General features: G+C 65.3%; 19 protein-coding genes. 17 read left to right on the forward strand and 2 right to left on the reverse strand.

The features are described 5' to 3' along the window. Positions 1-23: 23 nt before the first annotated feature. Together UNPA324_RS34310 and UNPA324_RS34315 are read left to right on the forward strand one after the other, a co-directional pair. On the forward strand, positions 24-884 hold the full coding sequence (locus tag UNPA324_RS34310) for a 23S rRNA (adenine(2030)-N(6))-methyltransferase RlmJ (protein WP_141938482.1): 861 nt from the start codon (positions 24-26) through the stop codon (positions 882-884). Between the two features lie 266 nt (positions 885-1,150). Further along, entirely contained in the window at positions 1,151-1,366 is a 216-nt protein-coding gene (locus UNPA324_RS34315) for a cold-shock protein (RefSeq protein WP_008544396.1), read from the forward strand. 127 nt (positions 1,367-1,493) lie between these two features. On the opposite strand, the gene UNPA324_RS34320 is transcribed toward UNPA324_RS34315, so the two are convergent. Continuing rightward, on the reverse strand, positions 1,494-2,117 hold the full coding sequence (locus tag UNPA324_RS34320) for an outer membrane protein (RefSeq protein ID WP_164936512.1): 624 nt from the start codon (positions 2,115-2,117) through the stop codon (positions 1,494-1,496). A 255-nt stretch (positions 2,118-2,372) separates the two neighbouring features. Here UNPA324_RS34320 and uvrC point away from each other — a divergent pair, with 255 nt between their 5' ends. The 9 genes from uvrC to UNPA324_RS34365 all read left to right on the forward strand — a co-directional run bounded on the left by uvrC (position 2,373) and on the right by UNPA324_RS34365 (position 11,171). Continuing rightward, positions 2,373-4,415: an excinuclease ABC subunit UvrC gene (uvrC, locus tag UNPA324_RS34325; protein ID WP_141938484.1), complete on the forward strand. Its 2,043-nt coding sequence runs from the start codon at positions 2,373-2,375 to the stop codon at positions 4,413-4,415. Positions 4,416-4,511: 96 nt separating this feature from the next. Beyond that, on the forward strand, positions 4,512-5,129 hold the full coding sequence (pgsA, locus tag UNPA324_RS34330) for a CDP-diacylglycerol--glycerol-3-phosphate 3-phosphatidyltransferase (protein WP_128921562.1): 618 nt from the start codon (positions 4,512-4,514) through the stop codon (positions 5,127-5,129). After that, complete coding sequence (moaD, locus tag UNPA324_RS34335; RefSeq protein WP_128921563.1) at positions 5,126-5,377, forward strand: molybdopterin converting factor subunit 1; 252 nt, start codon at positions 5,126-5,128, stop codon at positions 5,375-5,377. Before pgsA ends, moaD begins: the two co-directional genes overlap by 4 nt. Positions 5,378-5,380: 3 nt before the next feature. Continuing rightward, positions 5,381-5,863: a molybdenum cofactor biosynthesis protein MoaE gene (locus UNPA324_RS34340; RefSeq protein ID WP_128921564.1), complete on the forward strand. Its 483-nt coding sequence runs from the start codon at positions 5,381-5,383 to the stop codon at positions 5,861-5,863. Then, on the forward strand, positions 5,863-6,822 hold the full coding sequence (gene prmB, locus UNPA324_RS34345) for a 50S ribosomal protein L3 N(5)-glutamine methyltransferase (RefSeq protein WP_141938486.1): 960 nt from the start codon (positions 5,863-5,865) through the stop codon (positions 6,820-6,822). Before UNPA324_RS34340 ends, prmB begins: the two co-directional genes overlap by 1 nt. 92 nt (positions 6,823-6,914) lie before the next feature. After that, positions 6,915-7,502, forward strand: coding sequence for a phage holin family protein (locus UNPA324_RS34350; RefSeq protein ID WP_128921566.1), 588 nt, complete (start codon positions 6,915-6,917; stop codon positions 7,500-7,502). Next, on the forward strand, positions 7,503-8,633 hold the full coding sequence (locus tag UNPA324_RS34355) for a YihY/virulence factor BrkB family protein (protein ID WP_141938488.1): 1,131 nt from the start codon (positions 7,503-7,505) through the stop codon (positions 8,631-8,633). Between the two features lie 162 nt (positions 8,634-8,795). Then, on the forward strand, positions 8,796-10,301 hold the full coding sequence (locus UNPA324_RS34360) for an EAL domain-containing protein (RefSeq protein ID WP_128921568.1): 1,506 nt from the start codon (positions 8,796-8,798) through the stop codon (positions 10,299-10,301). A 15-nt stretch (positions 10,302-10,316) separates the two neighbouring features. Further along, a complete protein-coding gene (locus UNPA324_RS34365; RefSeq protein ID WP_128921569.1) occupies positions 10,317-11,171 on the forward strand; it encodes a TIGR01459 family HAD-type hydrolase in 855 nt (284 codons plus the stop codon). Positions 11,172-11,367: 196 nt separating this feature from the next. On the opposite strand, the gene UNPA324_RS34370 is transcribed toward UNPA324_RS34365, so the two are convergent. Next, on the reverse strand, positions 11,368-11,763 hold the full coding sequence (locus UNPA324_RS34370) for a response regulator (RefSeq protein WP_008567674.1): 396 nt from the start codon (positions 11,761-11,763) through the stop codon (positions 11,368-11,370). 230 nt (positions 11,764-11,993) lie between these two features. Here UNPA324_RS34370 and UNPA324_RS34375 point away from each other — a divergent pair, with 230 nt between their 5' ends. The 6 genes from UNPA324_RS34375 to UNPA324_RS34400 all read left to right on the forward strand — a co-directional run bounded on the left by UNPA324_RS34375 (position 11,994) and on the right by UNPA324_RS34400 (position 20,490). Continuing rightward, positions 11,994-12,965 carry a bifunctional riboflavin kinase/FAD synthetase gene (locus UNPA324_RS34375; protein WP_141938490.1) on the forward strand — a complete coding sequence of 324 codons (972 nt, stop codon included), beginning with the start codon at positions 11,994-11,996 and terminating at the stop codon, positions 12,963-12,965. 207 nt (positions 12,966-13,172) lie between these two features. Further along, entirely contained in the window at positions 13,173-16,217 is a 3,045-nt protein-coding gene (gene ileS, locus UNPA324_RS34380) for an isoleucine--tRNA ligase (protein WP_141938492.1), read from the forward strand. Between the two features lie 8 nt (positions 16,218-16,225). After that, positions 16,226-16,720, forward strand: a complete 495-nt coding sequence (gene lspA / locus UNPA324_RS34385; protein ID WP_128921732.1) for a signal peptidase II — start codon at positions 16,226-16,228, stop codon at positions 16,718-16,720. 94 nt (positions 16,721-16,814) lie between these two features. Next, entirely contained in the window at positions 16,815-17,540 is a 726-nt protein-coding gene (locus UNPA324_RS34390) for a hypothetical protein (RefSeq protein WP_164936513.1), read from the forward strand. Between the two features lie 191 nt (positions 17,541-17,731). Then, complete coding sequence (locus UNPA324_RS34395; protein WP_430641905.1) at positions 17,732-19,126, forward strand: M16 family metallopeptidase; 1,395 nt, start codon at positions 17,732-17,734, stop codon at positions 19,124-19,126. Continuing rightward, complete coding sequence (locus UNPA324_RS34400; protein ID WP_164936514.1) at positions 19,123-20,490, forward strand: M16 family metallopeptidase; 1,368 nt, start codon at positions 19,123-19,125, stop codon at positions 20,488-20,490. The genes UNPA324_RS34395 and UNPA324_RS34400 overlap by 4 nt, the downstream gene beginning before the upstream one ends. The last annotated feature ends 117 nt before the right edge of the window (positions 20,491-20,607 follow it).

The raw sequence follows: 20,607 nt of genomic DNA on the forward strand, positions 1-20,607 counted from the left end.
TCACGTGGCGTAGTGCTCTTCTCATGAACTATCGCCACGTCTTCCACGCCGGCAGCTTCGCCGATGTCATCAAGCACATCGTGCTGGCGCGCATCATCACCTATCTGCAGGACAAGCCGGGGGCGTTCCGCGTCATCGACACCCATGCGGGAGCCGGCCTCTACGACCTCGACAGCGACGAGGCGCGCCGGAGCGGTGAATGGCTGACCGGCATCGCGCGGCTGATGCAGGCCCGCCTGTCGAACGAGAGCGCGGCGCTGACCAAGCCCTATCTCGACATCGTCCGCGCCTTTAATCCGAAGGGCGAGCTCAAGGCCTATCCGGGCTCGCCGCTGATCGCGCGCGGCCTGCTCAGGCCGCAGGACCGGCTCGTCGCCTGCGAGCTCGAGCCGAAAGCGCGGAAAGCGCTGATCGGCGTGCTGCGCCGCGACGAACAGGCCCGCGTGGTCGACCTCGACGGCTGGGTGGCGCTGCCGGCCTTCGTGCCGCCAAAGGAGCGGCGCGGCCTCGTGCTGATCGATCCGCCCTTCGAGGCCAAGGACGAGTTCGAACGGTTGGGCGAAGCCTTCTCCACCGCCTACGCGAAATGGCCGACCGGTATCTATATCATCTGGTATCCGGCCAAGAACCGGCGTGCCACCGACACGCTGGCCCAGACGGTGGCGCGGCTCGCAGCTGCAGCAAAACCACCTGGAAAATGTCTGCGCCTCGAGTTCAGCGTCGCGCCCCAGCTCGATGGCGGGGCGCTCGCCTCCACCGGGCTGCTGATCGTCAATCCGCCCTACACGCTGCAGGGCGAACTCAAGACCATCCTGCCCGAGCTGGAAATGCCGCTCGGCCAGGGCGGCGCTGCCAGATTCCGATTGGAGGTACCCAAGCCTTAAAGCAAGGCCGTAACACTCCGGCATTCTTGGGAAAAATATGCAGGAGCGGTAGTCAATCTGCAGAGAACCGTATTATGCTGTTTGCGTGACTGGCTTTACGTTCCGCTTCCGCGAATGGTTGCGGCGGAGTGAAGGCCTAAGAAAGATCCGGCCGGACCGTTAGGGTCCGTCCAAGGATGGCCAGCTCTCCCGGGCTTCGTAACGCCCGGTCATGTCGTGACGTGAGTCTGCGTCGCGGCGGAGGAGCAATGAGGGGGAGTTTCCCGATGGCCATGACGGGAACGGTTAAGTTTTTCAACGGCGAACGCGGCTACGGTTTCATCAAGCCCGACGACGGCGGCCGCGACGTCTTCGTGCACATTACTGCTGTGGAGCGGGCCGGCCTGAAGGACCTTGCGGAAGGACAGCGCATTACTTTCGAAGTCGAACCGGACAAGAAGGGGAAGGGACCGAAGGCGGTCAACCTGGTCATCCTTTCCTAGCGGGCCTGACGCAAAACACCCGGCGCAATTACGTCGCGCAATACTTGGCGCAAAAAATACTTGGCGCAAAAAAATCCCGGCCGCGAGCGGCCGGGAGGTTGTAGTCCGGTATTTTCTTCTTCAGCTATCAGAAACGATAGTTCACGCCTGCGCGAACAACGCTGGCGCTATAGCCGTTTGACACGCCCGTAATTGCGAACTGACTCGTCGACAGATCGATGTAGAGGTATTCGAGCTTGGCGCTCCAGTTCGGAGCGAGGCCGACTTCCGCGCCGGCGCCAATGGTCCAGCCCGCGGTGGTATGCGATTCCGCCCAGCCGAAAGTCTGCCCACGCAGCTCGCCGAAGGCAAGGCCCGCGGTGCCGTAGAAAAGCACGTTGCTGAAGGCATAGCCGGCGCGCCCGCGCAGGGTGCCGAACCAAGGATTGGAGAATTTCCACGGCGCGAAAGTATCCTCGGCGCCGGTGGCCTGGATATCGCCCTCGACGCCGAACACGAACGGGCCGTTCTGGAAATTGTAGCCGGCCTGCACGCCGCCGACGAAGCCCGACGGCTTCGAGGGATTGTTGTCGACCGAACCCCATTCATAGCCGATGTTGCCGCCCAGATAGGGACCCGCCCAGCTATAGGCATTGAGCGGCTGGTTGACGGTATAGGGGGCGCGCTGCCCGTAACTGAGATCGGCGGCCTCTGCCGAAGCTGTCCAGCCGGCTGCAACCAACGCGGCCGCGCCCACAACGAGCCTCTTCATCACACACTCCAACGCAACTGCCGTCACCGGATGCGGCCGGCGCCTGCGCCGCCGCGCGAGGCAAAACCGCATGGTTACGGAACCACCACTTTTTCGCGTAAGATTTATCGAGAGTTTTAAGTTAAAGGGCTGTTAAGCTGGGTTACCGAGCGCTTAACAGACTTAAGGAAGCGTTACCGGGAACTGCGCCGCCGTCCTGTGCGTGCCGCACGGCCGGAACTTCAAATCGGCACCCCCAGCGCCTAAATTCGCCCCATGGTTCACGATTCCACCGACAATCCTGACGACCGCGCGCGCAAACTGCCCCAGGCTGCCGCGAGCGACACGCCGCCCGACCTCGATCCCGCGACGACCGGCGGCGACGACGAGGACGAGGCGCGGCTGCCCGACATCCTCGAAGAGAGCGGCGCGGTCGGCGAAGAACCGCTTGCGACCGGTCACGAGGCGATCGAGCGCGCGGTCCGCCTCGCCCCGACCTCGCCCGGCGTCTATCGCATGCTCAATGCGAATGCCGACGTGCTCTATGTCGGCAAGGCCAAGAACGTCAAAAAGCGCCTGTCGAACTATGCGCGGCAAAGCGCGCCGCAGCCGGCGCGCATCCTGCGCATGATCGCGGCCACCGTGACGGTTGAGATCGTCTCGACCAACACCGAGACCGAAGCGCTGCTGCTGGAAGCCAACCTCATCAAGCAGCTGCGGCCACGCTTCAACGTGCAGCTGCGCGACGACAAGTCGTTTCCCTATATCCTGATCACCGGCGACCATTGGGCGCCGCAGATCCTGAAACATCGCGGCGCGCAGAGCCGGCCCGGGCGCTATTTCGGTCCGTTCGCCTCCGCCGGCGCGGTCAACCGCACCATCACGGCGCTGCAGCGCGCGTTCCTGATCCGCTCCTGCACCGATTCCTTCTTCGAGAGCCGCACCCGGCCCTGCCTGCTCTACCAGATCCGCCGCTGCGCCGGCCCCTGCACCCGCGAGATCGACTTCGGCGGCTATACGACGCTGGTGCGCGAGGCGAGCGACTTCCTGTCCGGCAAGAGCCATGCGGTGAAGCAGGAGCTTGCCGGCGAGATGGAGAAGGCCGCCAATGAGCTCGAGTTCGAGCGCGCCGCGCTCTACCGCGATCGCCTTGCCGCGCTCTCGGCGATCCAGTCGCAGCAGGGCATCAATCCGCGCACGGTCGAGGAAGCGGATGTGTTCGCCATCCACCAGGAGGGCGGGTTCTCCTGCGTCGAGGTGTTCTTCTTCCGCACCGGCCAGAACTGGGGCAACCGCGCCTATTTTCCGCGCGCGGAGAAGTCGTTCACCCCGGAAGAGGTGCTCGGCTCCTTCCTCGCGCAGTTCTACGACGACAAGCCGCCGCCGAGGAACATCCTGCTCTCGCATGAGATCGAGGAGAGCGAGCTGCTCGCCAACGCGTTGGCGATCAAGGCCGGTCACAAGGTCGAGGTCGCCGCGCCCAAGCGCGGCGAGAAGAAGGAGCTCGTGGCCCACGCGCTGACCAATGCGCGCGAGGCGCTCGGCCGCAAGCTCGCGGATACCGCCACGCAAAGTCGTCTGCTCGACGCCATGGCCGCAACGCTCAGCCTGCCGCATTCGCCCAAGCGCATCGAGGTCTACGACAACAGCCATATCCAGGGCACCAATGCGGTCGGCGCCATGATCGTCGCCGGCCCCGATGGTTTCGTGAAGAACCAGTACCGCAAGTTCAACATCAAGTCGGAAGGGATCACACCCGGCGACGACTTCGCCATGATGCGCGAGGTCCTCGAGCGTCGCTTCAAGCGCCTCATCAATTCGCCCGAGGACGCCGGCACCAAGGCCAAGGACGACGATTTCCCGCAATGGCCCGACCTCGTCATCATCGACGGCGGCCGCGGCCAGCTCAACGCCGTCCGCGAGATCTTCGCCAATCTCGGGCTGACCCAGGTGTCGCTGATGTCGGTCGCCAAGGGACCGGACCGGGATGCCGGCCGTGAGACCCTGTTCATGCCGGAACGCGAGGCCATCAAGCTGGAGCCGCGCGACCCCGTGCTCTACTTCATCCAGCGCCTGCGCGACGAGGCCCACCGCTTCGTCATCGGCTCGCACCGCAAGCTGCGCAAGAAGGACATCCGCGAGGCCGGCTTGCAGGAGATTCCAGGCATCGGCCCGTCGCGCAAACGTGCCTTGCTGCATCATTTCGGGACCCTGAAGGAGATCGAACGCGCCTCGATCGCCGATCTCGGCAAGGTTCCAGGGGTGAGCGCCGAGAGCGCCCGCAGGATTTTCGAGTATTTCCATCCCCAGCCGGGATGAACTAAAGGGGACCTCGGTCATATGGTCGTCGCATCCCGCACCCCATCTGGGGGCGGAACGGTTGACCTTCAGGCTTGAGCGGTATTGGTAGGACGGATGAACATCGCCACGACACGAGGGACGACCAGCCGCGCGATGTCCCTCCCGAATCTCCTGACTTATGGCCGGATCGCCGCGATCCCGGTCGTGGTCGGATGCATCTATGCGCAGTCGATTCTGGATCAGCCGCTGTGGCTGCGCTGGGTCGCGGTCGCCATATTCATCGCCGCCGCGGTCACCGATTACCTTGACGGCTATTATGCGCGAATCTGGAATCAGCAATCGGCCTTCGGCCGGATGCTCGATCCGATCGCCGACAAGCTGCTGGTCGCCTCCTGCCTTTTGATGCTGGCCGCCGACGGCATCATCCATGGCTGGTCGCTCTGGGCCGCCATCGTGATCCTGTGCCGCGAGATCCTGGTCTCGGGCCTGCGCGAATATCTCGCCGCGCTCCGCGTCAGCGTGCCCGTGACCAAGCTTGCGAAGTGGAAGACCACGGTCCAGCTCGTTGCGATCGGCTTTCTGCTCGCGGGACCTGCCGGCGACGAGATCGTGCCCGTGGTCTCGATGATAGGCCTCGCGCTGCTGTGGGCCTCAGCGATCGTGACCATCTACACCGGCTACGATTATTTCCGCGCCGGCATCCATCACCTCATCAAGGAGGACGAGGGATGAAGGTGAAGTATTTTGCCTGGGTACGCGAGCGCGTCGGCAAGGCGGAGGAGACCATCGAGCCGCCCGCAACCGTGCGCACCGTCGCGGAGCTGATCGCCTGGCTGTCCGGCCAAAGCGAGGCCTATGCCTACGCGTTCGAGAAGCCGAAGGTGATCCGCGCCGCCATCGACCACGCCCACGTCAAATCGGACGCTGCGATCGCGGGCGCCCGCGAGATCGCGTTCTTCCCGCCGATGACCGGCGGCTAGGCCATGACCTCCCCTGTCACCACCTGCCCTGTCACCATCCGCATCCAGGAAGACGATTTCGATATCGCCCGTGAGATCGCGGTCCTGACCGAGACCCGCACCGACATCGGTGCGGTCGTGAGCTTCTCCGGCATCTGCCGCGCCGACGACGACAGCGCGAAGGTCGCGGCGCTGACGCTCGAGCATTATCCCGGCATGGCCGAGGAAGAGATCAGGCGCCATGCCGACGAGGCCACATCGCGCTGGCCGCTGAACGGCGTCACAGTGATCCACCGCGTCGGCCGCTTCATGCCGGGCCAGAACATCGTACTGGTGCTGACGGCCTCGCAGCATCGTCAAGCCGCATTCCAGGCGGCCGAGTTCCTGATGGACTACCTCAAAACCAGCGCGCCGTTCTGGAAGAAGGAAGAGAGCGCCACCGGCACCGGCTGGGTCGAAGCCCACGCCCGTGACGACGCGGCCGCCGCACGCTGGACCAAATCCTGATGGCACGAGTTGCAAAAAAGACCGCGCGCGGCCGCATTGCGCCGAAGTTCGCGAAAGTGGGATCCGGCGAGCTTGTCACGCTGTTCGATTTCGTCCGCTATGCCGTGAGCCGTTTTGTCGAAGCCGAGCTCGCTTTTGCGCACGGCACGACCGACCCGGTGGCGGAAGCCGCCTTCCTGGTCGGCGAAGCGTTGCATCTCGATCCCGAGCAGTTCGAAACCTTTGCCCCCGCCCGCGTCACCGCGGCCGAAGGCAAGACCATCCTCGATCTGATCCATCGACGCATCACCACGCGTAAACCGGCCGCCTATCTCGTCAACAAGACCTACATGCGTGGCCTGCCCTTCTATGTCGACGAGCGCGTCATCGTTCCGCGCTCCTTCATCGGCGAACTCCTGGATTCGCATTTCGGCAGCGACGGCGAGGCCGGCTCGCTGATCGACGACCCCACGGAAGTCGGGCGCGTGCTCGATCTCTGCACCGGGTCGGGATGCCTCGCCATCCTCGCCGCGCATCATTTCCCGAACGCCATGGTCGACGCCGTCGACATCTCCAAGGGCGCGCTCGAGGTTGCCGCCCGCAATGTCGGCGAATATGGACTCGAGGAGCGGATCAGCCTCTATCGCGGCGACTTGTTCGCGCCGCTCGGCGACAACAGGTACGATCTGATCATCACCAATCCGCCTTACGTCGATGCCGAGGGCATGGCCGCGCTACCGCCGGAATGCCGTGCCGAGCCCAAGCTCGCCTTCGACGGCGGCGCCGACGGCCTCAATGTGGTGCGCCGGATCCTGCGCGAGGCGCCCGATCACCTGACACGAGATGGCGGGCTGATCTGCGAGATCGGCCGCGGCCGGGAATTGGTCGACGAGGCCTTTCCGGAACTGCCGCTGCTCTGGCTCGACACCGAGGATTCCGAGGGCGAGGTGTTCTGGATCGCGGCCGCCGATCTCGGCTGATTCATCACGACGGATGGAGCTCCGTCGGAACAAGTCAAATACCGCCACGTTCATCCCCCGAACGAATTTTCTCGCTCTCGGAGGATGTCCGCATGCTCGCGCCATCGGGCGAATTGCTGCGCGCCGGCATGGCGCTGAAGCTCAACCACGTCAAACGCGCCGCTCAATCCTATCTGCGTGACCAGACCAGCCAGGCAACCGGCAAGGTGACGTCTTACGCGGTGGCCGGCGGGCTGTTCGCGGTCGCAGGCCTGTTCGTTGTGGCTGCATTCTTCGTCGGGCTGATCGCCCTGTACCGCTGGGTCGGCATGACCTACGGGCAGTTCTGGGGCTTCGGTGTCGTCGCCGGAGTGCTGCTGGTGCTGGCGGCAGTCTGCGCTGGCGTGGCAATGGCGCAGATGAAGCGCAAGTCCAAGCCGATCGTGCCACTGGCCAGCCGGTTGCGCGTTGCGATCGCGACCCCGCGGATTCCGCGCGGAACGGTCAAGGAGGCCGTTAAAGAGGTCGCGACCACGATTCCCCTTGTGCCGCTCGCGCCGGGCGAGCGCCGCCATGGCGCAAGAGCCTGGCCGGCGCGCACCAACCGGCCCGTGCAGCTTGGCCTGATGCTCGCGGCGATCGGACTTGCTGGGTACACGGCGGCGCGCCGCAGGCGTCACACCCACAGATTGGACGCGTAAATGCTGGTGCGGCGCTCCGAACAGATCGACTCCTGGCTGCTGATGGCGGCGACGGCCGTCTTCGTGCTGACGGCGGAGCGCTACTTTCAGGACGCTGGCCTGGTCGGGTCGGGGCCACCGCAGGACCACCGCAAAGGCGAGGCGAATTCACCGGAAACACACCCGGCGCGCGCCGCCGTGCAGCCCGGCCACGGCCGTCATGCGAAGAGCCCGTTCTCAATCCCGTGGGCCGGCTGGAAGGACATCTTCTGGCGCACCTATCAGCGCGTCGACGAGGATCGCCTGCTGGCCACGGCAGGCGGCGTTGTGTTCTTCGGGCTGCTCGCGATCTTTCCGGCGGTGACGGCGCTGGTCTCCTCCTATGGCCTGTTCGCCGATCCCAAGACGATCAGCGCCAATCTGCAGACGCTGGCGACCATGCTGCCCGAGGGCTCGTTCCAGATCGTCGAGGACCAGGTGGCGCGCGTGGTGTCGCATGGCAGCACCACCCTCGGTGTCACCTTCCTGTTCGGCCTTCTGCTCGCGATCTGGAGCGCCAATGCCGGCGTCAAGGCGATCTTCGATGCCCTCAACGTGGCCTATGAGGAGCGCGAGAAGCGCAGCTTCATCAAGCTCAACATGGTGTCGCTCGCGTTCACGGTCGGCGGCATCGTGGCGCTGCTGGTGATGGTGGGAGTTGTCGTTGCCTTCCCGCTCGCGCTCAATCATCTCGGCATGGCGCCCGAAAGCAAGCTGATCGTGGCGCTGGCACGATGGCCGCTCATGTTCCTCATCCTGCTGGTGGCGCTCGCGATCCTCTACCGCTTCGCGCCCAGCCGCGATGCGCCGCGCTGGCAATGGCTGAGCCTCGGTGCGGTGACCGCCGCCCTCCTCTGGATCGCCGGCTCGGCGCTGCTGTCCTGGTATCTCTCGGAATTCGCCAACTACAACGCGACCTACGGCTCGCTCGGCGCCGCGATCGGCCTGATGATGTGGATGTGGATGTCGGCGATCGTCATCATGTTCGGCGCCGAGCTGAATTCGGAGATCGAGCGGCAGACGCTGAAGGACACGACCACCGGACCGCCCAAGCCGCTCGGCACCCGCGAGGCCGTCTCGGCCGACACCGTCGGCGCCGCCGCGCCATCCTGACTCCGCGCCGGCCCGAAGGCGCCGGCGCGCGGCCGCTATCCCCTCGAATCAACAATGATGTTAAGGTCATGCGGCTCGGGGGAGCATGAGGCGTGACGGGATGGTACAGCCTCCCGTGTTTTCCCGGGTGAGGCAGTCAGCTCTTGAGGCGTAACGCGCGGCATGATTCGCATTTCGACGATCTTCATCGCCATCTGCATGGTTCTGGTCGCGGCCTCGCTCGGGCTTGTCCTCTACGCCGTCGCGGGCATCAGCGGAACCGAATCCGCGATCGTGGCGCTGACCGCGCTGACCTTCCTGATCCTCTACAACGCCGTGTCGATGCGGCTGCGTGACCGCAGCGACGTCGGCGGCCAGATCGCCGATCTGTCGCGCGGCACCGCCGACCTCGCCCGCCAGGTGGCCGAGTTCGGCCGCCGGTTAGCTGCGATCGAGGGACGCATCGTCTCGTCCAATTCGACCAACTCCGACCGCATCCAGTCGGTGGTCGGCGAGATCAACGAGCTCGGCGGATTGGTCAAACAGCTCGCCACCACCGTCTCGGCCCATGAGGACATGCTGGCCGGCACCGCGCCGGCTCCCGCCCCGGTCGCCGGATCCGAGCCGGAGGCGCCGATCGATCTGGTTGCGCCGTTCGAGGAGCGGCCAGCTGCCCCTCCCTCGCTTCCCGCAGCACCTTCACCTCCGCCTTCACTGGCGCAGCCGCGACCGGCGCCGGCGGTCCGGGCCCCGACCAACAACCCGATCCAGACGGCCACTGGGCGCAACCAGACTCAATTGCTGGCGACGCTGCGCAACGCCATCGACGAGAATCGCATCGACATCTTTCTCCAGCCGATGGTGACGTTGCCGCAGCGCAAGGTGCGGTTCTACGAGGCGGTGACGCGCCTGCGCGACGAACGCGACCAGTTGGTCGCAGCCGAGGAGTTCATCAGCATCGCGGAGGCTTCCGGGCTGATCGGACGCATCGACAACATGGTGATGCTGCGCTGTGTGCAGGTGCTGCGGCGCCTGATGGTGCGCAACAAGGACGTCGGCGTGTTCTGCAACGTCGCCGCTTCCACGCTCGGCAATTCCACCACCTTCGCACAATGCCTCGACTTCCTCGAAGCCAACCGGGCGCTGGCGCCCTCGCTGGTGCTGGAGTTCAAGCAATCGACTTTCCGCAATCTCGGCCCGGCCGAGACCGAGAATCTCGCAGCGCTCGCCCAGCGCGGCTTCCGCTTCTCGATGGACCACGTCACGGATCTGCGCATCGAGCCGCGCGAGCTGGCCGACCGCGGGGTGCGCTTCATCAAGGTGCCGGCCACGCTGCTGCTCGACCCCAGGCAGGCCTCGACCTCGGACATTCATCCGTCCGACCTCTCCGATCTGCTCGGCCGTTTCGGCATCGACCTGATCGCCGAAAGGATCGAAGGCGAACGCGCGGTCGTGGACCTGCTCGATTATGACGTGCGGTTCGGCCAGGGCTTCCTGTTCGCACCGCCCCGGCCATTGCGGCCGGAGGGAGCATCTGCTACCGGCGGGGCCTCGCCGAACCAGGCGCAGGACATTCAGGGATCCAATGGCTCCGCTCCCCCCAGCCAAGGCGCGACATCTGGCGCGACGTCAGCCGCTCCTGCGGCACAACGCATCACCGGCAACGCGGCGCTGGCGCGCCGCATCTGATCGGCCCCGCGCCTCATGACCACGCTGCATTTCGCCGAAAGCCTGCGCGAGCTCGTGGGCGGTGTGGACGTCGTGCTCAGCGACATCTGGGGCGTCGTCCATAACGGCCTCGAATCCTTCCCCGAAGCCTGCGAAGCGTTGCACACCTATCGCAGCCAGGGCGGTACGGTGATCCTGATCACCAATGCACCGCGGCCGGCCGATTCCGTGCAGCGGCAATTGCGCAAGCTCGGCGTCGCTGACGAGACCTATGACGCCATCGTGTCTTCGGGCGACCTGACGCGGCTCTATGTCGCCGAGCATCCGGGCCGCAAGATGTTCTGGCTCGGCCCCGAGCGCGACAACTCGATCTATCGCGGCCTCGATGCGAAGACCGCGCCGCTGGAGGAAGCCGACTACATCGTCTGCACCGGCCTCTATGACGACGAGACCGAGACGGCGGAAGACTATCGCGGCATGATGCTGAAGGCGCGCGAGCGCAAGCTGACGCTGATCTGCGCCAACCCCGACATCGTGGTGGAACGCGGCGACCGGCTGATCTATTGCGCCGGCGCCATCGCGGAGCTCTATCGCGAACTCGGCGGCGAAGTGATCTTCTACGGCAAGCCGCACCGGCCGATCTACGAGCGCGCCATGGCGCTCGCCGGTGAACGCCAGGGCCACCCGATCGACCGGAAAAAGGTGCTGGCGATCGGCGATTCCGTCCGCACCGACTTAACCGGCGCGCGCGAATTCGGCATCGACTGCCTGTTCGTGACCCGCGGCATCCATGCCGAGGAGTTCGAAGGCCTCGACCAGCTCGACCCGGCATCGGTGATGGAATTGTTCGGCCACCCGCCGAAGGCGCTGATGCGCGAATTGAAGTGGTGACGGCTATTGAAGTGGTGACAGCTGCGGCTTGAAGGGATGTCGGCTTTAGGCGAATCTCTAAGCCCCAGACACCGTCATGGCCGGGCTTGACCCGGCCATCCACGTCTTCCTTTTTTGCAGCCAAAAACGTGGATGCCCGGGACAAGCCCGGGCATGACGTTCCAAACGGAAAATTGCTGTCCGGCGAACAGCGTCCTTACGCGCTCGCCATGTCCGGGAAGACCGCCTCGATCTTGGTCTTTAGCGTCGCCGCATTGAACGGCTTGACGATGTAGTTGTTCACGCCGGCCTTCTTGGCCGCGATCACGTTCTCGGTCTTGGATTCCGCCGTGATCATGATGAACGGCGTGGTGGCGAGGTTCGGATCCGCGCGCACTTCGCGCAAGAGGTCGTAACCCGTCATCGGCTCCATGTTCCAGTCGGAGATCACGAGCCCGTACTTCTTGCCGCGCATCTTGTTCAGCGCTGCCGAACCGTCGCTGGCATCATCGATGTTCTCGAAGCCAAGCTGCTTCAGCAGATTCCTGATGATACGGATCATGGTGCTGTAGTCATCCACCACCAGAACCGGCATCGACAAATCAACCGCCATCTCGACTCCCCCAACGCATACCCAGGAATATTACGATCGGACCCGCCGGGCCGGAGCCCGCCTGTTCCAGATGCAAGGACTAGCACCAAGGCGTTAAACAGCGCGTTAATTGGAGGCACCCCGAAAGAACCGAAATTGCGTGGGATTCGGCCCGCCCCCCTTCCGCTTGACTTCATCGGGCCGGGCGCGCCACGGTCCCGGCCGGTCCCGCCGGTTCGAGAATTCCCCTGATGGCCCCGCATTTTAACGTTATCCGCGACACCACGCCGGTTTCCGCGGTTCCAAGGGGCGCCGTGGTCGCCATGGGCAATTTCGACGGGGTTCATCTCGGTCACCGCGCCGTGATCGCCGCTGCCATGGAAATGGGCCGGGCGCATGGCCGCCCTGCGCTGGCGCTGACCTTCGAGCCGCATCCACGGCGGTTCTTCAGCCCCAACACTCCGCAATTCCGCCTGACGGACGAAAACGCCAAGCTGCGGCTTCTGGCCGGCACCGGGCTTGCCGGCGCCGTGGTCATGACCTTCGACAAGGCACGCGCCGGCACCACCGCGCAAGATTTCATTCACCATGACCTGATCGGCCGGCTCGGCGTCAGCGGAATCGCGGTGGGTTACGACTTCCATTTCGGCAAGGGCCGGGTCGGCTCGCCGAGCCTGCTGGTCAACGAGGCGCCCCGGCTCGGCATCGAGGTCGATGTGCAGCCGCATGTCGACATCGATGAGCGGCCGGTATCCTCCAGCGCCATCCGCATCGCCCTCGCCGAGGGCCAGCTCGACGAGGCCACCGCCATGCTGGGCGCGCCCTGGTTCGTCACCGGCGAGGTGATTCACGGCGAGAAGCGCGGCCGCGATCTCGGCTATCCCACCGCCAACATTCGCCTGGACGCCAATTGCGGCCTGAAGCACGGCATCTATGCGGTGCGGGTCGGCCGTGGCGCCGAGCGGCTGGACGGGGTGGCAAGCTTCGGGCGCCGCCCGACCTTCGATAACGGTGCCCCGCTCTTGGAAATCTTCCTGTTCGACTTCAAGGGCGACCTCTACGGGCAGGCGCTGGACTGCGCCTTCATCGGCTTCATCCGCGAGGAGCTGAAATTCGAGGGCATCGAAGCCCTGATCCGGCAGATGGACGACGATTCCGCCCGTGCCCGCGCCATCCTGGCCGCCGCCCCGGACGCGTTTCCGCGGCTCGGCGCCCTCGATTGAGGCCTGAAACCGGCCTCCCCCGAACCTTTGCGCTTCCCTTGGCCCCCTGCTATGGAGAGCCCATGTTTGCGCGGCGCATCATAGGGATTAGCGGCCCGGCTTCCGCCTGAGCCCAAGGGCTCGGCGCAAGACCGGGATTTTGGTCGTTTCACCCCCGCGATTCCGCATCGCCATCCGTTCCCGCGCCATTCCGAGCCAGTCAGCCTCATGTCCGAAAAGCCGCAAAAGTCCCAAAAGTCTGAAGCGAAAGACTATTCGAAGACCCTGTTCCTGCCGCAGACCGAATTCCCGATGCGCGCCGGCCTGCCACAGCGCGAGCCGGAGATCCTCAAGCGCTGGTACGATATCGGCCTCTACGAGAAGCTGCGTGAGAGCGCGAAGGGCCGCGCCAAGTTCGTGCTGCATGACGGCCCGCCCTATGCCAACGGCAACATCCATATCGGCACGGCGCTGAACAAGATCCTCAAGGATCTCGTCACCAAGAGCCAGCAGATGCTCGGCTTCGATTCCAACTACGTGCCCGGCTGGGACTGCCACGGCCTGCCGATCGAGTGGAAGGTCGAGGAAGAGCACTATCGCAAGAAGGGCAAGCAGAAGCCCGACTTCCGCGACAGTGCCGCGATGATCGACTTCCGCCGGGAGTGCCGTGCCTACGCCACGCATTGGCTCGGCGTGCAACGCGAGGAGTTCAAGCGCCTCGGCGTCATCGGCGACTGGGATCATCCCTACGCCACCATGAGCTATCCGGCCGAAGCCCAGATCGCGCGCGAACTGATGAAGTTTGCCGCCAATGGCACGCTCTATCGCGGCTCCAAGCCGGTGATGTGGAGCGTGGTGGAGAAGACGGCGCTGGCCGAAGCCGAGGTCGAGTACGAGGATCACACCTCCGATACGGTGTGGGTAAAATTCCCGGTCACCTCGCCCGCGCACGGTGCACTCGCCTCAGCAAGCGTCGTGATCTGGACCACCACGCCCTGGACGCTGCCCGGCAACCGCGCCATCTCGTTTTCGCCGAAGATCGCCTACGGCCTGTACAAGGTGACGGACGCGCCCGCCGACAATTGGGCCAAGACCGGCGATCTCCTGATCCTGGCCGACGCGCTGGCTGACGAGGTCTTCAAGCAGGCGCGCGTGACAGCCTATGAGAAAGTGCGCGACGTCCCCGGCGACACCATGGACGCGATCGAATGCGCCCATCCGCTCAAGGGCCTCGCCGGCGGCTACGACTTTATCGTGCCGCTATTGCCCGGCGACCACGTCACCGATGACACCGGCACCGGCTTCGTGCACACCGCGCCCGGCCATGGCCGCGAGGACTTCGATGCCTGGATGGCGCAGGCGCGCGATCTCGATGCGCGCGGCATCAACACGGCGATCCCCTATACCGTCGACGAGAACGGCGCCTACACCGATCATGCGCCGGGCTTTGCCGGCAAGCGCGTCATCACCGACAAGGGCGAGAAGGGCGATGCCAACGAGGCCGTGATCAAGGCGCTCGTCGAAAGAGGCATGCTGCTCGCGCGCGGCCGGCTGAAGCATCAATATCCACACTCCTGGCGCTCCAAGAAGCCGGTGATCTTCCGCAATACGCCGCAATGGTTCATCGCAATGGATAAGCCTGTCGTGGACGCGCCGGGCAAGCCCGGCGCCATGGACGTTGCGCAGGGCGGCAAGGCGAAGAGCGGCGACACGCTGCGCGCCCGCGCGCTGCACGCGATCTCGGTGACGCAATGGGTGCCGCCGTCGGGCGAAAACCGCATCAACGGCATGATCGAGGCCCGGCCCGACTGGGTGATCTCGCGCCAGCGCGCCTGGGGCGTGCCGATCGCCGTGTTCGTGCGCGAGAAGGGCGACGGCTCCGCCGAGATCCTGCAGGACGAGGCGGTGAACACGCGCATCGGCGAGGCCTTCGAGAAGGAAGGCGCCGACGCGTGGTACGCGACAGGCGCGCGCGAGCGCTTCCTCGGGTCCCGTGCGAGCGAGGATTGGCAGAAGGTCGACGACATTCTCGACGTCTGGTTCGATTCCGGCTCGACCCACGCTTTCGTGCTCGAGGACCCCGTGCAGTTTCCCGGGCTCGCCGGCATCAAGCGCAAGGTCGACGGCGGCACCGACACGGTGATGTATCTGGAAGGCTCGGACCAGCATCGCGGCTGGTTCCACTCCTCGCTGCTGGAAAGCTGCGGCACGCGCGGACGGGCGCCTTACGACATCGTGCTGACCCACGGCTTCACCCAGGCCGAGGACGGCCGCAAGATGTCGAAGTCGCTCGGCAACACCATCGAGCCGCAGGCCGTCATCAAGGAATCCGGTGCCGACATCCTCCGGCTCTGGGTCGCGTCCTGCGACTACACCGACGACCAGCGCATCGGTCCCGAGATCCTGAAGAACACGGTCGAGACCTACCGCAAGCTGCGCAACACCGTGCGCTGGATGCTCGGCACGCTGCATCATTACAAGCCGGCCGAGGCGGTCGCGCCCGCCGAGATGCCGGAACTCGAACGGCTGATGCTGCACGAGCTCGCAATGCGCGCCGCCGCTATCGGCAAGGCCTATCGGGAGTTCGACTACAAGACCGTGGTCGCGACGCTCTCCGCCTTCCTCAACAGCGAGCTCTCGGCGTTCTATTTCGATATCCGCAAGGACACGCTGTATTGCGATCCGCCGTCCTCGCTGACGCGCAAGGCGGCGCTGACGACGATCGACCTGCTCTGCATCTCGGTCCTGAAATGGCTGGCGCCGATCCTCAGCTTCACCGCGGAGGAAGCCTGGCGCATGTACCGCCCCGGCGCCGAACCGTCGGTGCATCTGACGCTGTTCCCGACCGATCTCGAAGAATTCCGCGACGACAAGCTCGCCGCGAAATGGGAGACGATCCGCAACGTCCGCCGCGTCGTCACCGGCGCGCTCGAGCTCGAACGCGCCGCCAAGAACATCGGCTCGTCGCTGGAGGCCTCGCCGGTGATCTATGTCGCCGACCGCGAGATGCTGGCAACCTTGTTCGACATCGACCTGGCTGAAGTCTGCATCACCTCGAACTACGAGGTGCGTGAGGGCGAGGCGCCGGCGGGTGCGTTCCGTCTCGATGCGGTGGCCGGCGTCGCCGTCGTGGTGGAGAAGGCGGTCGGCACCAAGTGCGCCCGCTCCTGGAAGATCTCCCCGACGGTCGGCGAAGACGCCGAATACCCCGACGTCACCCCGCGCGACGCCAAGGCGTTGCGCGAATGGAAGGCGTTGGGCGTGGCGGTCTGATCCCCGGCATGCCCCCGCTTGGCGCCGGCATCCTCGCGGCTATTGTCACGCTCGTGGCCGACCAGGCCTCGAAGCTCTGGCTGCTGAACGGGTTCGACCTCGCCCGCCGCGGCGTCGTCAAGGTGACACCGTTCTTCGACCTGGTGCTGGCCTGGAATATCGGCATCAGCTTCGGCTGGCTCCAGAACGACAGCCAGGCGGCGCAACTCGCGCTGATGGCGGTCAAGGCCCTCGCCGTGGTCGCGCTGGCGATCTGGATGGCCCGTTCGCATACCCGGCTTGCCACGGTTGCGCTGGGCCTGATCATCGGCGGGGCGATCGGCAACGGCATCGACCGCCTGGCCTATGGCGCGGTGGTCGATTTCGCGCTGTTCCACATCGAGATCGGCGGAAATACCTATAACTGGTATGTGTTTAACCTCGCAGACGTGGCGATCGTTGCTGGGGTGGCGGGGCTATTGTATGATTCCTTCCTGGGGGTACCCGCCGCAAAAGCGCCCTGATCCCGGCCGATACGGACCGGCAGGCGGAACCCGTTTTGCGAGGGATTGGCCGCGTTTGAGCGGCAATCTGCCACAATATGGAACAGGTACGATAATGCGCAGCTCGAAGACCAGCGGTTCAATGGTTCGAGACCCCCGGTCGGGGTTCTGGCGGGCGTTGAAATTGTCCGCGGTCGCGCTCGGCATCGGTCTCGTCATGTCGGCCGGCGCGGCCCGCGCCGGTGACGACGACGATGAAGATGATGGCATGACCTTCGAAGAGAAGATCATCGACAATCTGATGTCCGGCATCGGCGCCAAGAGCATGGAGAAGAAAGGCATCGAATACCGCGAGCGCTCGCCGCTGGTCGTGCCGCCCAAGCTCGATCTGCCGCCGCCTGCGACCGAAGCCAAGGCTGCGCCCAACTGGCCCAAGGATCCCGAGGAAAAGCGCCGCAAGGAAGCCATCGCCGCGCGCAAGAAGGCCACCAAGGAAACCGAGAACTGGCAGGTCGCCCGCCCTCTGACGCCCGCCGAGATGAAGGCCGGCCAGGTCGCCGCGGCCCCCCGTACCAGCAATGATCCGATCCAGCCGGGCACCAACGCCAATCCGTCGCTCAGCCCCGCCGAGCTCGGCTTCTCCGGTGGTCTGTGGAACATGATGAAGGGCGGCAACGCCACCGAAGAGAAGAAGTTCACCAGCGAGCCGCCGCGCCAGTCGCTGGTCGAGCCGCCCGCGGGCTATCAGACGCCCTCGCCGAACTACGCCTATGGCGCCGGACCGGACAAGTCGCGCCGGACCTATTTCGACATCATGTCGGGCAAGGACAAGGAACAATAGCGTTCCTGTCCCACGGAAGCGGACCCGGCGGCGGCGCGTGTCATGCACGCCGGCCGGTAGTCCATAAATTGCCTATCAGTAACTTGCCACCGCGTTGAGTTCTCTGCTTCGTGACGCGAAGCCTCAGCCGCACGGTGTAGCATGCCGTGCCTCCGAGCCGGACATCCGGGCCTCGGCGTTTTAAAAGGATCATGATGTCCTCTTACCGATCGGCTGCCTGCCTCCTTGCCGGACTGCTTTCGACCAGTGTCCTGACGGCCGGCGCGGCCCTTGCCCAGACCACGGTCACGTCGGCACCGCCCGCCAGCTTCACGCTTCCCAACGGCATGCAGGTCGTGGTGATCCCCGATCACCGCACGCCCGTGGTCACGGAGATGATCTGGTACAAGGTCGGCTCGGCCGACGAGACGCCGGGCAAATCCGGGCTCGCGCACTTCCTCGAGCACCTGATGTTCAAGGGCACCTCGAAGCATCCCGTCGGCGAATTCTCCCAGACCGTGCTGCGCGTCGGCGGCAATGAGAACGCCTCGACCTCGGTCGACTACACCAATTACTACCAGCGCGTGCCGAAAGAGCAGCTGCCGACCATGATGGAGTTCGAGGCCGACCGCATGACCGGCCTGATCCTGAAGGACGAGAACGTGCTGCCCGAGCGCGACGTCGTGCTCGAAGAATACAACATGCGCGTCGCCAACAATCCGGACGCGCGGCTGAACGAGCAGATCATGGCCGCGCTCTATCTCAATCATCCCTACGGCCGGCCGGTGATCGGCTGGCATCAGGAGATCGAGAAGCTCGATCGCGAGGACGCGCTCGCCTTCTACCGCCGCTTCTATGCGCCGAACAACGCGATCCTGGTGATCGCCGGCGACGTCGAGGCCGCCGACATCCGCCCGCTGGTCGAGCGCAATTTCGGCTCGATCCCGGCGCAATCGGCGATCCCGGCGCGGCGCGTCCGTCCGCAGGAGCCGGAGCCCGCAGCACCGCGCACCGTCACGCTGGCCGACCCGCGCGTCGAGCAGCCGAGCATGCGCCGCTATTATCTCGTACCCTCGGCGACCACCGCTGCGGCCGGCGAGAGCGCGGCCCTCGACGTGCTGGCGCAGCTGATGGGCAGCGGCAGCAATTCCTATCTCTACCGCGCGCTCGTCGTCGACAAGCCGCTCGCGGTGTCCGCCAATGCCAGCTATTCCAGCACCTCGCTCGACCCGACCCAGTTCGCGATCTCGGCCTCGCCGAAACCCGGCGTCAGCTTCGCTGAGGTCGAGCAGGCAGTCGATGGCGTCATCGCCAACGTCGCGCAGAACCCGATCCGCGCCGAGGATCTGGAACGCGTGAAGACCCAGCTCATCGCGGAAGCGATCTACGCCCAGGACAACCAGGCGGTGCTGGCACGCTGGTATGGCGGCGCGCTGACCACGGGGCTGTCGATCGAGGACATCAGGAGCTGGCCCGACCGCATCCGCGCGGTCACCGCCGAGCAGGTCCGTGCCGTTGCGCAGAAGTGGCTCGAGAAGAAGCGTTCGGTCACGGGCTATCTGATCAAGGACACCAGTGCCGCCAAGCGCGAGGAGAAGCGTTCGTGACCTATCCCTTCCTTCGACGCGTGGCATTCTCCTTTGTCGCCGGCGCCACGCTTTCCCTCGCCGCCATCTCGCCGTCGCTGGCCGCCGCAAAGATCCAGCGCCTGGTCTCGCCCGGCGGCATCGAAGCCTGGTTCGTGCAGGACGCGACCGTGCCGCTGATCGCCATGGAATATTCCTTTGCCGGCGGCTCGGCGCAGGATCCCAAGGACAAGTCGGGCGTCGCCAATCTGGTCGGCGACCTCCTCGACGAAGGCTCCGGCGATCTCGATTCCAAGACCTTCCACGAGCGGCTCGACCGCCGCGCCATCGAGCTCTCCTTCAGCGCGACCCGCGACACCTTCCGCGGCAGCCTGCGCATGCTGCGCGACAACAAGGATGAGGCCTTCGACCTCTTGCGGAGCGCGCTGACCTCGCCGCATTTCGACACCGCCGATGTCGAGCGCATTCGCTCGCAGGTCATCTCGGGCTTGCGCCGCGAGACCACCAACCCGACCTCGCTGGCGAGCCGCAAATTCCTGGAAGTCGCCTTCGGCGATCATCCCTACGGCCGGCAGACCAACGGCAATCTCGACAGCGTGCCGACCGTCACGGTCGCCGACCTGAAGGACTATGTCGGCCGCGTGATCGCCAAGGATGGGCTGAAGATCGCAGTCGTCGGCGACGTCGATCCGGCAACGCTCGGCAAGCTGCTCGACCACACCTTTGGCGCCCTGCCCGCCAAGGCCAACCTCACGCCGGTCCCTGACGTCGAGGCCGCAAAGCCGCCGCAACGCGCCTTCGTGACCCTCGACGTGCCGCAGACCGTGATCACCTTCGGCGGCCCCGGGGTGAAGCGCAACGATCCCAACTTCATGGCGGCCTATGTCGTCAACCACATCCTCGGCGGCGGCGGCTTGTCCTCGCGGCTCTATCGCGAGGTGCGCGAGAAGCGAGGCCTCGCCTATTCCGTGTTCGAATCGCTGCTCTGGATGGAGCGTTCGGCGGTGTTCATCGGCAATACCGGCACGCGTGCCGACCGCGCCGGCGACACCATCGATGCCATCGAGAAGGAAGTGCGCCGGATCGCCGAGGAAGGCCCGACGCAGAAGGAGCTCGACGAGGCCAAGTCCTACCTGAAGGGCTCGCAGATGCTGGCGCTCGACACCTCCTCCAAGCTGGCGCAGGCGCTGCTGCAGTACCAGCAGGACAAGCTGCCGATCGATTATATCGAGAGGCGCAACGCCATCGTCGACGCCGTGACGCTGGACGACGCCAAGGCAGCCGCCAAGCGGCTCTGGGGCCAGGGGCTGCTGACCGTCGTGGTCGGCCGCGCCCCGCAGGCCGCAGCACAACCGACCGCGGCTCCGGCGACGAAGTCGAACTGACTTCCCCCCTCACGTTTGCTGAAATGGCCGGGTCCGCCCCGGCCATTTGCGTTTCCACTAAGCACCATTGCCGAACCTGGGCGTCCGCGATATGTCCGGACATCACGGATGGTGCCA

Source organism: Bradyrhizobium sp. UNPA324, from assembly GCF_006658635.1.
Taxonomy (GTDB): Bacteria; Pseudomonadota; Alphaproteobacteria; order Rhizobiales; family Xanthobacteraceae; genus Bradyrhizobium; species Bradyrhizobium nanningense.